Annotated in this window: 17 protein-coding genes; 10 read left to right on the top strand and 7 right to left on the bottom strand. The window is 49.9% G+C overall.

The annotated features are described in order from the left end of the window. A complete protein-coding gene (locus ACTF5Z_RS01820) occupies positions 1-1,236 on the bottom strand; it encodes an HD-GYP domain-containing protein (protein WP_438984277.1) in 1,236 nt (411 codons plus the stop codon). 361 nt (positions 1,237-1,597) lie between these two features. On the opposite strand from ACTF5Z_RS01820, the gene ACTF5Z_RS01815 reads away from it, so the two are divergent. From ACTF5Z_RS01815 to ACTF5Z_RS01790, 6 genes are all read left to right on the top strand, one after another. Next, a complete protein-coding gene (locus tag ACTF5Z_RS01815) occupies positions 1,598-2,065 on the top strand; it encodes a Dps family protein (protein WP_423849019.1) in 468 nt (155 codons plus the stop codon). A gap of 81 nt (positions 2,066-2,146) precedes the next feature. Continuing rightward, the gene (locus tag ACTF5Z_RS01810) at positions 2,147-2,632 is read left to right on the top strand and encodes a low molecular weight protein-tyrosine-phosphatase (RefSeq protein WP_423849018.1); all 486 of its coding nucleotides are present in this window, start codon (positions 2,147-2,149) and stop codon (positions 2,630-2,632) included. A 13-nt stretch (positions 2,633-2,645) separates the two neighbouring features. Next, positions 2,646-3,422 (top strand): cyclase family protein, encoded by a 777-nt coding sequence (locus tag ACTF5Z_RS01805; protein ID WP_438984276.1) that lies wholly within the window; start codon positions 2,646-2,648, stop codon positions 3,420-3,422. 73 nt (positions 3,423-3,495) lie between these two features. Next, positions 3,496-3,879, top strand: a complete 384-nt coding sequence (locus tag ACTF5Z_RS01800) for a diacylglycerol kinase (protein ID WP_438984275.1) — start codon at positions 3,496-3,498, stop codon at positions 3,877-3,879. Between the two features lie 46 nt (positions 3,880-3,925). Continuing rightward, positions 3,926-4,291, top strand: coding sequence for an MAPEG family protein (locus tag ACTF5Z_RS01795; RefSeq protein WP_438984274.1), 366 nt, complete (start codon positions 3,926-3,928; stop codon positions 4,289-4,291). Between the two features lie 8 nt (positions 4,292-4,299). After that, positions 4,300-4,635, top strand: coding sequence for a YbjQ family protein (locus tag ACTF5Z_RS01790; RefSeq protein ID WP_438984273.1), 336 nt, complete (start codon positions 4,300-4,302; stop codon positions 4,633-4,635). 104 nt (positions 4,636-4,739) lie between these two features. Here ACTF5Z_RS01790 and ACTF5Z_RS01785 read toward each other — a convergent pair whose 3' ends face one another. The 5 genes from ACTF5Z_RS01785 to ACTF5Z_RS01765 form a co-directional block, all read right to left on the bottom strand. After that, complete coding sequence (locus ACTF5Z_RS01785; RefSeq protein WP_438984272.1) at positions 4,740-6,260, bottom strand: DHA2 family efflux MFS transporter permease subunit; 1,521 nt, start codon at positions 6,258-6,260, stop codon at positions 4,740-4,742. A gap of 8 nt (positions 6,261-6,268) precedes the next feature. Next, positions 6,269-7,270 carry an efflux RND transporter periplasmic adaptor subunit gene (locus tag ACTF5Z_RS01780; protein ID WP_438984271.1) on the bottom strand — a complete coding sequence of 334 codons (1,002 nt, stop codon included), beginning with the start codon at positions 7,268-7,270 and terminating at the stop codon, positions 6,269-6,271. 8 nt (positions 7,271-7,278) lie between these two features. Then, positions 7,279-7,725, bottom strand: coding sequence for a MarR family winged helix-turn-helix transcriptional regulator (locus tag ACTF5Z_RS01775; RefSeq protein ID WP_438984270.1), 447 nt, complete (start codon positions 7,723-7,725; stop codon positions 7,279-7,281). A gap of 74 nt (positions 7,726-7,799) precedes the next feature. Continuing rightward, positions 7,800-9,971: a S46 family peptidase gene (locus ACTF5Z_RS01770; RefSeq protein ID WP_438984269.1), complete on the bottom strand. Its 2,172-nt coding sequence runs from the start codon at positions 9,969-9,971 to the stop codon at positions 7,800-7,802. 14 nt (positions 9,972-9,985) lie between these two features. Further along, positions 9,986-10,561 carry an HD domain-containing protein gene (locus tag ACTF5Z_RS01765; RefSeq protein WP_438984268.1) on the bottom strand — a complete coding sequence of 192 codons (576 nt, stop codon included), beginning with the start codon at positions 10,559-10,561 and terminating at the stop codon, positions 9,986-9,988. A gap of 144 nt (positions 10,562-10,705) precedes the next feature. Between ACTF5Z_RS01765 and ACTF5Z_RS01760 the strand changes: the two genes are divergently transcribed. Together ACTF5Z_RS01760 and ACTF5Z_RS01755 are read left to right on the top strand one after the other, a co-directional pair. Next, positions 10,706-11,092, top strand: coding sequence for a hypothetical protein (locus tag ACTF5Z_RS01760; RefSeq protein ID WP_438984267.1), 387 nt, complete (start codon positions 10,706-10,708; stop codon positions 11,090-11,092). Next, complete coding sequence (locus ACTF5Z_RS01755) at positions 11,089-11,295, top strand: helix-turn-helix transcriptional regulator (protein ID WP_438984266.1); 207 nt, start codon at positions 11,089-11,091, stop codon at positions 11,293-11,295. The genes ACTF5Z_RS01760 and ACTF5Z_RS01755 overlap by 4 nt, the downstream gene beginning before the upstream one ends. On the opposite strand, the gene ACTF5Z_RS01750 is transcribed toward ACTF5Z_RS01755, so the two are convergent. Further along, entirely contained in the window at positions 11,277-12,191 is a 915-nt protein-coding gene (locus tag ACTF5Z_RS01750) for a LysR family transcriptional regulator (RefSeq protein ID WP_438984265.1), read from the bottom strand. The genes ACTF5Z_RS01755 and ACTF5Z_RS01750 overlap by 19 nt on opposite strands. Before the next feature lie 117 nt (positions 12,192-12,308). On the opposite strand from ACTF5Z_RS01750, the gene ACTF5Z_RS01745 reads away from it, so the two are divergent. Together ACTF5Z_RS01745 and ACTF5Z_RS01740 are read left to right on the top strand one after the other, a co-directional pair. Beyond that, a complete protein-coding gene (locus ACTF5Z_RS01745; RefSeq protein ID WP_438984264.1) occupies positions 12,309-12,497 on the top strand; it encodes a hypothetical protein in 189 nt (62 codons plus the stop codon). A 12-nt stretch (positions 12,498-12,509) separates the two neighbouring features. After that, the gene (locus ACTF5Z_RS01740; RefSeq protein ID WP_438984263.1) at positions 12,510-13,445 is read left to right on the top strand and encodes a sodium-dependent bicarbonate transport family permease; all 936 of its coding nucleotides are present in this window, start codon (positions 12,510-12,512) and stop codon (positions 13,443-13,445) included. Position 13,446 lies beyond the last annotated feature (1 nt).

The raw sequence follows: 13,446 nt of genomic DNA, 5'->3' as shown, positions 1-13,446 counted from the left end.
CTACAGTTGAATTCCCGCCATGTCGATGCCGTAAGCATCAGGCTCGAGGGAATTGACAATATCCAAAGGCTGACCGTCCTCGGTATGAGTCATCTCCAACAAGTTGATGGTCTGCACGTCCATAACCGGATTTTTATTGGCGTCTAACAAAATCATCACTTTGGGCCGTAAGCGTCGAGTTCGATACTCCGACAACACAACACCCACTTGACCCGATGACAACTCAACCAAGGTCCCAGCCGGATAAATGCCAACCGCCTGAATAAATTCTTCCACCAACTCTGCCTGGAAATCGATGTCTCGCCACTCGTATAACATTTTAATAGCCATCGAGGGAGGTAAGGCTTTGGCGTAACTGCGGTGACTGGTAATAGCGTCATAACAATCTACAATGGCTGCTATTCGAGCGAAAATGGGGATCTGATCGCCTTTCAGGCCTTTGGGGTAACCCGAACCATCGTGGCGCTCGTGGTGGTACTCGATCATCTCAAGCACATCTTTGTTCATCAGTCCGCTTTTTTTAACAGCCTCTAAACCAAGGTTGACGTGACTTTGCACCGTCTGAAATTCGTGGTCGGTTAGCTTACGCTTAGCGTCGATCAGCTCTTTATCGACCTGTAACTTACCCACATCAAATAGCAGCCCGCCAATCGCCAAAGACCGCAAATCAGGTTTGGGAAGACCCAGCTGACGACCAAGCGCCACCGCCCAAATAGAGCAGCCAATGGAGTGCTGATAGGTATAGGTATCAGCTTGTTTCATGCGCGCCAGCCAAATACACGCATCGGGGTTACGGGTGATACTCTCAACCATAGGTTCAACTGAACGCTTCACTTTGACAACGTCCAGGCCACTGCCTTTACTGACGCTGTCAAAAATATTCGTCACCCCAGTCGTTAGGGTAGTTATTGCCTGACGCGCCTTGGGGTACTCATCGCCAAATTGGCCGGCATCGCGGTAATCGCTAAGACTGCGGTTAGGAAATAGCTCTTGTCTGGTTTTGCGAGGGCGTGAGACCGGTGCTGAACGCTTTTTTGTTGTTTGCTCGGCCACTTCGCTTTTTTCAAAATCGACGTAGACGAACTCGCAGAACTTGCTGATTTTGTCGATATCGCGCTGCGACTTCAGCAAAAAACCTTGCAGAGCGAAGGGAGTCTCCAGCCACGGTCTGTCCAGACTGGAGACGTACATCCCAATCTTTAAATTGTCGACGGTAACTTTGCGGATTTGAATCATTAGCGACTAGGCACAACTATAAAAACACAATGCATAGTATACCCCACACAAACGGAAAACGACTTTATTTACAAAATTTTCTACCGAAAAATTGATGCGAGCCATCGCAATATCTGAGTTTTCTCTTATTCTCGTGAACGGCCGAACATCCAATAAAATGAATCGTTTTGATTTAAATAATTCAATTTATAAAAGATCTGTGACCTCATAAGATGAGGCAGATCAAAGACAGGCGCTCCGACCGATAAATAGGCGTGCCCAAAGTAGATTATTACGTAGTATCAAAGGACCAAAGCGGTACGGCAGCCAATAGGAAAAACGGCCCTTTACGCTAACGAACCAGGACGACTAGGAGAGCAAAATGAACATTAATATTGGAATTAAAGAGACTGACCGTCAGGCAATCGTACAAGGTTTAAGCGTGTTACTTGCTAACACCTACACGCTGTACCTCAAAACCCACAACTACCACTGGAATGTCACAGGCCCCATGTTCAACACCCTGCATTTGATGTTCGAGCAACAGTATACCGAGCTGGCCACTGCGGTCGATGAAATTGCCGAACGGATTCGTGCTTTGGGCGAGTTCGCTCCCGGGTCATACAGCGCTTATGCGGCGCTCACCTCAATTCCGGAAGATAGCTATATCCCATGCGCGGAAGATATGATTAAAAATCTGGTTGAGGCTCAAGAAACCATTGCTCGCCAAGCGCGCGAAGTGATTGCTATTGCCAGCGAGGTCAGCGATGAACCCAGTGCCGATTTGCTGACGCAACGCATGCAAGTACACGAAAAAACCGCCTGGATGTTGAGAAGCCTGATTGCCTAGTATCACAGCCGGGCGCACCGCAGCCTAGGCAGCACAAATCGAAGACGCTAGACTGGCCGTTATTCAAAAGCGAGTGTAACCATGGCCGAGTTCAAGATCTTATTCGTGTGCCTAGGCAACATCTGCCGCTCACCCGCGGCAGAAAACATATTCCGGGACTTTATCGACAGCGAAAAACGGCCTTTTACCGTGCACATCGACTCGTGTGGCACCGCCTCTTATCATGTTGGCGAGCCGCCCGACCAACGCATGCAAGATCGACTCAGAGCATACAACCACAGCTATCAGGGGTGTGCGCGCCAATTCGAACGGGGGGACTTCGATCGGTTCGATCTCATCGTCGCGATGGATCGCAACAACCTTACCGACCTGCAAGCGCTTATCCGTCAACCCGCGGACTCGGCTAAGCTACGCTTGTTCTCGGACTTTTTACCCAACAGAGCACCCAAAGACGTGCCCGATCCTTACTACGGGGGCACCAAGGGCTTTGACACGGTGATTACTATGCTCGAGGATGGCTGTGGTGGTATTCTGCATGCGCTGTGCAAAAATCCTGAAATAGAATAACTAGGAGCAGACTATGGGCCAGAAAATCGTCGACTTATCCATCTATCTAGAGAACGACGTCATCTCTGACCCCCCGGGACATCAACCGCAAATCCAGTACATTAAGCACTCCGATTCAGCTCAGGATATCGCCAATATTTTCCCCGGCCTTGCCCCAGAGGATCTGCCCGATGCCGAGGGCTGGGCAATCGAGCAAATTAACCTAAATACCCACAACGGCACACACCTTGACGCCCCCTACCACTTTGCAAGCACTATGAACCAAGGGGAACGCGCTTGGACCATCGACGAGGTCCCGCTAGAATGGTGCTTTCAACCGGGGGTAAAGCTTGATTTTCGCCATCTTCCCGATGGTCATGTTGTGAGTGCCGATGAGGTCGAAGCAGAACTTGCACGGATAAACCATAGGCTGTCGCCCCTTGAAATTGTACTAGTAAATACCCGCGCGGGCTCTCGTTACGGGCATGATGACTATGTCTCGAGTGGCTGCGGCATGGGTTACGAAGCAACCCGCTATCTGCTAGATAGAGGCATTCGTGTGACCGGAACCGATGGCTGGAGCTGGGACGCACCCTTTGTGCACACCGCGCAACGGTTTAACGAAACTCAAGATCCCAGCATTATCTGGGAGGGCCACAAGGCGGGGCGCCACACCGGCTACTGCCATCTCGAGAAACTGCACAATCTCGAAGCGCTACCGAGCACCGGGTTTACGGTGTCGTGCTTCCCCTTCAAAATTCGTGCGGCCTCGGCCGGCTGGACTCGAGCGGTGGCGATTCTTAACGATTAAGCCTTGGTTTAAGATAGGCGTAACGAAGGTTCTGTATCGTCTTCGCCGCGTATTAAGGTCAATGGAAACAGCAATGAACGAACCTCAAGTCATTAAGCGTACCGGTATCGCTCGCCTGATATTTACGATAGTGAATTCTGGCAAAGGCCTATTATGGCTGTTAAAGCACGAAGAAGCCTTCCAGCTTGAATTCGTTTTAGCACTTATCTTAATTCCAGCGTCATTCTTTATTGGCACAACGACCGGCGAAGTTAGCCTGATGATCGTCGCCACGTTATTCGTGCTGGTGGTTGAGACTTTAAACACCGCAGTCGAGGCGACCATCGATCGCATCAGCAGCGACTACCACCAACTCTCCGGCTTAGCAAAAGACCTCGGGTCTCTTGCCGTAACCTTTTCGTTGATTATATGGCTGGTCATTTGGTCACCCATTGTGTGGCGGTTCTTTACAGGTTAGATTGTTACTACTGTCAATTGCGACATCACAATAATAAGGACATAACATGATCGAAATTATTATCTACGCCCTAGCACTAGCTTTGTTTCAGCTTTGGCTTTTACCCGCAAGCACCCGTCTGGACAAACTCGACTGGCTGCTGTCGAGTCGCGACGAACCTCTTGACGTATCGATCATTCAAGGTCGCATTCAACGAGCGGGCAACAACCTGCAAGAGAGCCTTGCGCCCTTCCTGGCCTTAGCAATTATTGCGCACGTGCAGAACGCGCAACTAGAGACCGTCGCGTGGATGTGGCTCGTCGCACGCGTTGCCTATGTCCCCTGCTACGTATTCAATATCAAATACGTCCGCTCTATCATTTGGACCGTGTCGCTTGGCGCGCTTATTTGCATGGCGTATCGCTTAATATAGGAGCCCCCATGTCTGACCCAATCGTTACCACGATAGACCACCTGCCCGGTTATCAAGTCGACTCGGTACTCGGCTTGGCCAGGGGCTCGACCGTTAGAGCGAAACACATAGGCCGCGATATTACAGCGGCCTTGAAGAATATCGTAGGCGGCGAAATCAAAGGCTACACGGAACTCTTAGCTGAGGGGCGCGAAGAAGCTATTTATCGAATGTTAGAAGATGCCAAGTCACTTCAAGCAGACGCCGTTATTGGTTTCCGTTTTACCACGTCTATGGTGTCGCAGGCGGCGGTAGAAATTATGGCCTATGGCACCGCTGTGACAATTAAGGCGAATGACGCATGATTGAATGGCTGATTTGGGGTGGGCTGGCTGCCGGCATCATCTACTTCATTGTGGTTCGCCAAAAAGAAAAGCGCGAGGAGAAGTTCGAAAAGCGGCGCTGGTAATTAGGCGGCAAGCCCTTGTACCTTTGACCGCTTGGAACGAGTCACAATTAACAGTGCGGCAATGACGATCGACATCCATTGCATTGCCGTGAAGATGTTCAAATAAGATTGCATCGCAGCCTGGCGCGTAATTTCCATATTTAAAACCCAAGCGCCCTGCACGGAATCAAGCGGCAGCAAGGCGGGCCAGCCCGCCACAAATGTCGTGGGCGTAATCGCCTCAACCAAATGTGCATGAAAAAATTGGTTGTCGCGTGTGAAGACAGCAAAAACACCCGAAATAGCAAAGCCTCCGACCAAGTTTCTGATCAAACCACCAGAGCTCGCGGCGTCAGTTTGATATTTTGACTCCAAAGTCAGATACATCAGCACGTTGGTGGGCATAAACACGAATGAGGTACCAATACCCTGCAATACCGTGCTCCAGGCGATATACGTCGAATCTATGTGTACGTTGAAGTTGGTCATTAACCAGAGCGACAGTGCTTGAAGCATAAAGCCAAAGGCAATGTAGGGGCGCGGGTTTTGAGCAACGGGCAGGCGACTCAGTATCATCAGAGCAAAGAACATACCTAACCCCCGGGGCATCATCAGCAAACCTGCATCAATAACGGGGTAGCGCATCACCCCCTGCAAATAACCCGGAAGAATGGCCGAGGTCCCATAAATCACGATACTGGTGACCGACGCGAAAACTAGGCCCGCTAAAAAGTTAGCATCTTTGAAGCATTCAAGCTGAATAAACGGATGCTTGCGCCCCACCGTGTGTATCAAAAAGATACAGAAGAACATAACCGAGAATATCGCTTCTAGTCGAATTTCCCATGAATCGAACCAGTCTTCGCCCTCGCCGCGGTCAATCATCAACTGCAATAATCCAATCGCGAGCCCCAGATACAGAAAGCCCTTCAAATCAATACGACGGTCAGGATTCTTAGGGCAGTGCGGTGACACAATTAACAGGCCAATCACTAGAACGACACCAATAGGGAAGTTAATCAAAAACACCCAGTGCCAAGACAGCATCTCGGTCAAATAGCCGCCTATTGTTGGACCCAAAATTGGCCCGATAATGATGCCCATGCTCCAGATACCAATCGCCTTTGCGTAGTTTGCCTTAGTATGGATATCGAGCAGTATCGATTGCGTCACCGGCATCAAAAATGCGCCACTCGCCCCTTGCAAGGCCCTAGCGATAACTAACTGCTCCAGATTCTGAGAGATTCCGCACAAGAAGCTGGTAAAGACAAATCCTATGACCGACGCGATCAGGACTTCTCTCTTACCAAAACGATCGGCCAAAAAGCCGGTAAGCGGCATAAAAATGGCGTTAAACAGGATATAAGAGGTAAGGATCCAACCCAGCTGACTATTGGTCAGGTTAAGGTCATTTTGGATGCGCGGCAGTGCGATATTTGCGATTGTTGTGTCCAGTGTAATCAACAACACTGCCATCGACGACAGAACCACATTCCAGGTTCGAATGACGGGAGAGACTTCGACCAGCGGCTTGTCGATCATTCTGTTAGCTATTTTTGTTGAGAGGGAAACACAACAACCTCAGCCGTCATTCCCTTCCTTAACACGGTGTCAGCATTTGACGAGTCCAACTCTACACGCACAGGAATTCGCTGCGTAATTTTCACCCAGTTACCGGTAGCGTTTTGCGGAGGTAAAATTGCAAACTCAGCACCCGTCGCTGGGCTGAGACTTGCCACCCGCCCCTTCCAAACTTTGTCAGGATACGTGTCGATATGCACTTGCGCGAGTAAGCCAGGTGTTAAACGAGCGACATCCGTCTCTAAAAAATTGGCCTCTACCCACAGATTATCCACGTCTACCACCGACGTAATGGGCCGACCGCGTTCGGCATGCGTTCCCAATACCGGCTTCTCAATTAACATCCCAGTAATAGGTGAGCGCACAACGGTATTTGTAACGTCGCGCTTGGCCTGATCGAGCTGGCTTTGCAGCGCCTTGTACGTCGGGTGATCTTCGACCGCCAAATCGGCCTGACCTAAGAGCTCCGATAAGGCGGTGGTAATGTCAGCTTCAATCACGGTAATGGATCGCTCGGCACGTTGCAGGTCATGCTGTTTGACCGCCAAGTCATGCTCGGCATTTAGTCCTTTAGCCGTCAGATCTTTCTCACGCTGCCATTCCTCTCGGGCATAGCGTAGGTCCTCCAGCAGCAGCGCTTTTTGCGCCTCGAGCTCATTCAAAGCGCTTTTTTTGCGCGTAATATCGATTGCAAAGGCATGCTGCTCGGCCTCAATTTGCTGCACTCTTAACTCATAAGGTGCAGGATCAACAACGAAAATAATATCGCCGGCCTGAAGCATTTGATGCTGCTCAGCCTTAACATCAATAATCGCCCCACTTACTTGAGCATTGACGTACACATGCTGTGACTTTAAGTACGCGTTATCAGTGCTCAACACGTCGGTTTGCTGGTAATACAAAAAGCCAATGACTGCGAAAGCGATCGCAATCACACCCACCATAGCCCCCTGTTTTTTACCTCTCGACACGCTACCCCCTAACTCGTTTGGTCTAAATTGTTTTTGATGCGCTCAAGCGTGCCCAATAACTGTGCTAACTCTGCCTCAGATATGCCCTGATTCGCTCGGCTCAAGACCTCCTGCGACGCCGCCTTAGCGACTTCTAAAATTGGATCGCACCGAGAGGTCAAATATAAACGGTGGGCCCTTCGGTCATTCGGACAGGGCGCACGGTTAACCCACCCCCCTTTAACCATTCGATCGAGCAAGCGCGCGATACTTATTGGCTGAACGTCTAAGGCATCAGAAAGCTCACGCTGAGTGCAACCTTCGCGCGTTGCCATAATTAGAAGCGCGCGCCACTGCGCTTGCGTCAAACCATGCTCGGCCATCTTGATATCAAAATGGCGACGAAACGTACGCGAGATGTCATTGAGCAAAAAGCCCAAGCTTGACGGCACAAAATTTACTGTAGATCTAGGCATACGCATATTATAAGCATGCTTAGTAGTTTTCCCAAGAAAAAGCCCCGAAGGGCTTTAGTCCAACTCAGTTAATATCAGTCCGGATTATTCACCAAGGTCATTTCGTCCAGCAGATGCTCGGCGCCATCAATATACTTCATGGCCCAAAGCATATAGGGACTCGATACGTGAATCGTGCGATTCATGCTCGGGTCATAGCTCCAGTCTCCGATAACCGATTCGTATACTGAATCAAAGGCCAGACCCACAAATTCGGCCCTCGAATTTAAGGTTGGCGAACCGCTATTACCGCCGGTAATGTCCACGGTCGTCAAATAATTAATAGCGATTGAGTTGAGTGTTGGATCCGCATATTCATGATAATCGCGCGCTGCAATTGCGCGACGCATAGACTCAGGCAAATCGAATTCATCGTCACCAGGGATATACTTGGCTAACATGCCCTCGGCGGTAGTGAAGGGTACAGCAACCAGCCCATCTTGAGGGGAATAACCCGTGACCGTGCCGTAGGTGATGCGAAGCGAACTGTTCGCATCGGCGTAGACAGGCTCGCCCAAACTTTGTTTATACGCCAGTATCGCCTGCATCCACAGCGGGCGTGCTTTTAATAACTCACCCGCGAGCGCTTTGTTCTTTTGCTCAATTTGATCGCTGTATGACCATAGCGCTTGAGCAAATTCAATATAAGGATCATCCGAGGCCTCAAACTCTGCAAGGCTGGCCTCCATCCATTGCAAGCGCACATCCGCTTTATTCAGTTGGGTCCTGGCGTGCATCGACTGCAACCTTTCTTGCAAAGCCTCGCGATCTTTCTGGCCATTCAAACCAAAAAACTCGTCGAGCTCAACAACGCGCTCCGCAGCCGGCAAACGCTCATAAAGACTAAAAAAATGCAGTAATACTGCGATGTCGACTTCGGAGTCGTAGCGCCGGTCAACACTCTGCAGTCCTTGGGCAAATCGCGCCATGTCGCGCTCTTGATAACCCGAATCACGCTCTAGATCAGGCTTTTGGCGTTCATGAGCTAATTTCAGTAACCGCGCGGCCACAGACCACATATTGGTCCTTCCCATATAGGCCAACAGCAAATCGCGCTCTTGGTGCTTTAACTCTTCGGTGAGAAGAAGCTCCAAATTGTCGTAAGCCATTCCGAAACGCTGTTTGCGCGCCTCGTCTCGATCAATCCAAGCTAGGACATCGCGTTCTAGAGTTTGTTTGTCTTGTAACAAGGACCCCTTCCGATAAGAGGTGATCATCGAGCCATAGTTTTTTGCGTAGTTGGCCAAACCGGCAATTGTATTTTCATACTTTAACCGAGCTTCGCTACCCGGAGTGGCCACAGATTTGATGGCTTCGATATAGTCCTCGCGGTACTGTTTCGCCGTGGGATAGGTCCAATCAAATTGGTTTTGCACTTCTAGGGCGGTTCGATAACGATTGGTGCGCCCTGGATACCCAAGCACCATCACGAAATCATCTTCCGCCAACCCGTCCTTGTTCACCGAAAAATGCGCCGCGGGTGTGTAGGGCTTATTGGCCTGGTCGTAATCAGCGGGCAGCCCGTCTGCTCCCACATAGGCTCGATAAAAACCCCAATCTCCCGTGTGGCGGGGCCACATCCAATTATCGGTATCACCACCAAATTTACCAATACTGGACGGAGGCGCATAAACTAATCGCACATCCCTTATCGCCAAATAGCGAATCAAGAAGTAACTCGCGCCACCGTGAAAAGTATAAACCTCGCAGCGATAATCTTGGCTGGTCTCGCAGGCAGCGACCAAACGCTTTTTGTTTTGCTCGATGGCTTGATAGTAAGCGTCACCCTGTTGTGCGTCGTTTGCAACGTCCAGTACTGTGTCGGTTACCTCTGTGACCTCCTCAGTAACATACACGCGAGTCCCCGGCGAGGCGGGAATCTCTTTGGATTTGTCCGCGGCAACAAAACCATCTTGCAACAAATTTTGTTCGGGCGTTGAGTTGTAAGCAATCGAACCGTAAATGCAGTGATGATTGGTCACAATTAAGCCTTCTGGCGAGACGAAAGAGGCCGTACAGCCACCTAAACTGATAATGGCATTCATTGGAAACTGATCCAATCGCTGCATCGACGCGGGGTCAATCTTGAGGCCCGCCGCTTGCAACTGCTTGGAAATTTTGGGCAGCTGATGCGGTTGCCACATACCTTCATCAGCATGCGCTAGTGGTAGTGCCAGCGCCAACAAAAACAGACCGAAAGAACGCATCGGGGTTTTACTCCTTAGTCTTTTTTGTACAGGGACTGTTTGGGTGCCGCAAAGACTTTGCGCACCATAGGCTCAAAAAAGCTCAACGGGTACGTTTCGCCGTCTGGGTCAAAAGCTGGTGCATCGTACTTGTCAATGAACTCCTTGGTATAGTCAAAATACTCGTGCCCCTCGTACTGCTTGTAGAGCTCACGATCTAGACCTAAGTGATGAAAAAAGTAGTAGCCTTGGAAAATAGCGTGGTGCTTCACCATCCAGTGATTTTTTTCCGAGATAAAGGGCTGCAAGTAAGTCGCCGCGATATCTGCATGATTGTAGGGCCCGAGTATATCGCCTATATCATGCAGCAAAGCGCACACAACGTATTCTTCGTCTTTGCCATCTTTGTGGGCTAGGGTCGCCGTTTGCAAACAGTGGGTTAAGCGGTCAACAATAAAACCACCGCAGTCTCCCTCGAGAGCACGTAATTGATCTAACATTCGATCAGCCAAACCCGCCGAGTAATGTCGCATCTCGCCCATGATCAGCTGCCAATCTTCGTAAGTTGAGTCCTTCATGTGTTTAAACGTGGCGCGTGTCGGTGCGTTCATAGTGAATCCTTTGTTATTTATATTCATTCATCACAAGGATAACGCAAGTTCGGAATCGGCATAAAGCGGTATTTCGTGTCAATAAAACTTGACACGCCGAGCAAAGACGGACAAGATGTAAACAAAACTTGACACGGAGTTACTATGCAAACCAACAATCGCATTGCTCAATTGGCAACCTGGACCGGTCTATGGGTCATCTCACAGGCCGTCGCCGCATTCGGTCCCCTATTTCTCTGGGGCGAACAGTCGGTTTTTACCGTAATCGCCATTATCGCAACCTTGCTCTTTGGACTGGGTATGATCCGCGCTAACATCAAACACCTGCGCTCGCTCGACGAGCTACAGCAGAAAATTCACCTGGAAGCCATGGGCTTAACGTTAGGCTTGGTTCTTGTCTTTGGTCTATCGTATTCTCTGTTAGATACCACCAACCTAATCCCCTTTGACGCCGAGATTAGTGTCGTCGTTATTTTCATGGGCTTAACCTACTTGGCAGCGGTGATGGTGAACAACTGGCGTTATTTATGATCAATAATATCCGCGAGAAGCGACAAGAGCTCGGACTGACGCAGCAAGACCTTGCTCGCCTTGTCGGTGTGTCCCGACAAACGATCAATGCCATCGAAACGGGTAAGTTCGACCCGAGTTTGTCGCTCGCCTTCAAGTTATCTGGGGTATTTAAAGAACCCGTAGAAGCTCTGTTTAAACCGACTCAAACGAATCCATCCTGACGCCGGGTTAAACAGTCAGCTAGAGCTTGTGCCGCAGGCGACAGTGGCCGCACGGTGCGGCGCACCAGGTACCATTTGGACTCGATCGGAAACCCATCGACATCAAGCACTGCCAAACCCTCTCTCCCACCATAGTTAAGTGTGTGCTCACTAACAACAGAGACACCCAGGTTTGACATTACCGCATGGCGAATCGCTTCGTTACTCTCGATAATCATTCTGGGCACAAAGCTCATGCCCCGCTTTGCCAGAAATTGCTCGATGGCATGCCGAGTACCACTACCCGATTCACGTGATAAAAACGGCTCTTGTAAAAATCTTGCCAGGCTGACGTTATCGGTTTGAGCCAGTGGGTGCGTGGGGCAAACCACAGGCCAAAGCTTATTCGATAAAAACGGAGTCAACTCTAAACCCTGATCACTTGGCGGGTGACTGAACACATAAAAATCATCTTCGTCACTCATTACACGTTCGATGATTTCCGCTCGGTTACCAATTTTTAAGCTCAGCTCCACACCTGGGTGATCCTCGGCAAACGGCCCGATCAAATGTGGAATAAAGTATTTAGCCGTCGTCACCAGACCCAAACTCACCGACCCAGTTTGGGTGCCTTTTAGTTGCTCTAGAGTCAATGCAAGATAGTCGTATTCCCGCAAAATGGCGCGTGCATGCGTCACAACGCGTTTACCCACTTCGGTAAAAACAAGCCGTTTGGCGTGCACGTAATACAGGGGCAAACCGATGTTATCGGTTAGCTTTGCTAACTGCATGGATACCGTTGGCTGAGTCAGGAACAGGGTCTTAGCTGCCTCGGACAGACTTTTGTGCTCGTAAACCGCAAGCAGTATTTCCAACTGCCTTGCAGTACCAATTCGTGCGTGCGTACGGTGTTTCATACTGATCCAGAAACCGGCAAAATATATAGATAAAATTCTATACTAATAATAAATATTATCTAGTTTTATCTATTCCTGTTCACCCCCATAATCGCCCCGTCGTTTAGGGAGGTCACTATGAACAGAAGCTATTGGTTTGGAATCTTGGTGGGCATGCTCATTGCTGCGCTTGGTTTTATCGGCTGGAGCGCACAGCTAATTGCGCCGTATTTGATGATTACGGGATTAAGCCTCGTCGTACTGAACAGCCTGGCCCACCCTCAAATTCGATTACTGCAGAAAATCAAAACGGCAGCTCGCCACTAGGTCCGCAATAGCATGCAATTAGATATTGTTGTCGCATTTTTTCTGCTCGGCGCAGTCGCAACACTCAGCCGCGCTAGCTTTGAGGTACCTAAGGCAATCTACCGAGGCTGTACTTTATTTCTGCTGCTTGCCATCGGCATCAAAGGTGGCATGGCTTTTACCGCCTACCCTCTCGGTGTTCTGATCCCTCAGGCACTCATCATTATCGCCTTTGGGTTGATCTTACCTTTCATTGCTTTCCCCATCTTATACAAGATTGGTGGGTGGACTCGCGAAGATGCAGCCAGCACTGCTGCACATTATGGATCGGTTTCTGTCGCTACCTATGCCGTCTCTGTGGCCGTACTCGAAGCTCAGGGCATAACTTACGAAGCGTATTTCCCTCTGTTTGTTGCCCTGCTTGAAATTCCCGCAATTCTCGCCGGTTTATTCATCGCCAAGCCAAAAATCTTCATGTCAAAAGCCTTCCCCAGAGCCTTACACGAAATGTTTTTTAATGAGGGCGTTTTGCTATTAATTGGCGGACTGATCATAGGCGCCTGGGGCGGAGACAGGACTGAGCGGCTGATGCCCTTCTTCGGTGATCTTTTCCACGGCGTACTCGCGCTGTTCTTACTGGAGCTCGGACGTCAGGCCGCAACGCGAATCAATGACATCAAACGACAAGGCCCCTTCTTGGCCTCCTTCTCAATCGCTATGCCCTTGTTGGCGGCCAGCCTTGGATACTTACTCGCTGTGTATGTTCTAAATTTGAGCGCAGGCGGTGTGTTCCTGCTGATGGTACTGGCGAGCAGCGCCTCCTATATTGCTGTACCTGCAGCCATGCGCAGCGCCTTACCCGAAGCCAATAACGCCTTGGCAATTACCGCGTCGCTGGCAATCACATTTCCCTTTAACGTGCTTGTTGCAATACCACTTTACTTAAGCCTAACTCAATTGGGGAGTTAAT

The organism is Aequoribacter sp. (genome assembly GCF_965659035.1).
Classification (GTDB): Bacteria; Pseudomonadota; Gammaproteobacteria; order Pseudomonadales; family Halieaceae; genus Aequoribacter.
The sequence above is the reverse complement of the archived record's forward strand: the minus strand, read 5'-3'. Positions and strand labels throughout refer to the sequence as shown.

What these genes read in the sequence shown, in the direction of transcription:
- ACTF5Z_RS01820 (WP_438984277.1), bottom strand. Translation starts at nt 1,236, where the DNA reads ATGATTCAAATCCGCAAAGTTACCGTCGACAATTTAAAGATTGGGATG.
- ACTF5Z_RS01815 (WP_423849019.1), top strand. Translation starts at nt 1,598, where the DNA reads ATGAACATTAATATTGGAATTAAAGAGACTGACCGTCAGGCAATCGTA.
- ACTF5Z_RS01810 (WP_423849018.1), top strand. Translation starts at nt 2,147, where the DNA reads ATGGCCGAGTTCAAGATCTTATTCGTGTGCCTAGGCAACATCTGCCGC.
- ACTF5Z_RS01805 (WP_438984276.1), top strand. Translation starts at nt 2,646, where the DNA reads ATGGGCCAGAAAATCGTCGACTTATCCATCTATCTAGAGAACGACGTC.
- ACTF5Z_RS01800 (WP_438984275.1), top strand. Translation starts at nt 3,496, where the DNA reads ATGAACGAACCTCAAGTCATTAAGCGTACCGGTATCGCTCGCCTGATA.
- ACTF5Z_RS01795 (WP_438984274.1), top strand. Translation starts at nt 3,926, where the DNA reads ATGATCGAAATTATTATCTACGCCCTAGCACTAGCTTTGTTTCAGCTT.
- ACTF5Z_RS01790 (WP_438984273.1), top strand. Translation starts at nt 4,300, where the DNA reads ATGTCTGACCCAATCGTTACCACGATAGACCACCTGCCCGGTTATCAA.
- ACTF5Z_RS01785 (WP_438984272.1), bottom strand. Translation starts at nt 6,260, where the DNA reads ATGATCGACAAGCCGCTGGTCGAAGTCTCTCCCGTCATTCGAACCTGG.
- ACTF5Z_RS01775 (WP_438984270.1), bottom strand. Translation starts at nt 7,725, where the DNA reads ATGCCTAGATCTACAGTAAATTTTGTGCCGTCAAGCTTGGGCTTTTTG.
- ACTF5Z_RS01770 (WP_438984269.1), bottom strand. Translation starts at nt 9,971, where the DNA reads ATGCGTTCTTTCGGTCTGTTTTTGTTGGCGCTGGCACTACCACTAGCG.
- ACTF5Z_RS01765 (WP_438984268.1), bottom strand. Translation starts at nt 10,561, where the DNA reads ATGAACGCACCGACACGCGCCACGTTTAAACACATGAAGGACTCAACT.
- ACTF5Z_RS01760 (WP_438984267.1), top strand. Translation starts at nt 10,706, where the DNA reads ATGCAAACCAACAATCGCATTGCTCAATTGGCAACCTGGACCGGTCTA.
- ACTF5Z_RS01755 (WP_438984266.1), top strand. Translation starts at nt 11,089, where the DNA reads ATGATCAATAATATCCGCGAGAAGCGACAAGAGCTCGGACTGACGCAG.
- ACTF5Z_RS01750 (WP_438984265.1), bottom strand. Translation starts at nt 12,191, where the DNA reads ATGAAACACCGTACGCACGCACGAATTGGTACTGCAAGGCAGTTGGAA.
- ACTF5Z_RS01745 (WP_438984264.1), top strand. Translation starts at nt 12,309, where the DNA reads ATGAACAGAAGCTATTGGTTTGGAATCTTGGTGGGCATGCTCATTGCT.
- ACTF5Z_RS01740 (WP_438984263.1), top strand. Translation starts at nt 12,510, where the DNA reads ATGCAATTAGATATTGTTGTCGCATTTTTTCTGCTCGGCGCAGTCGCA.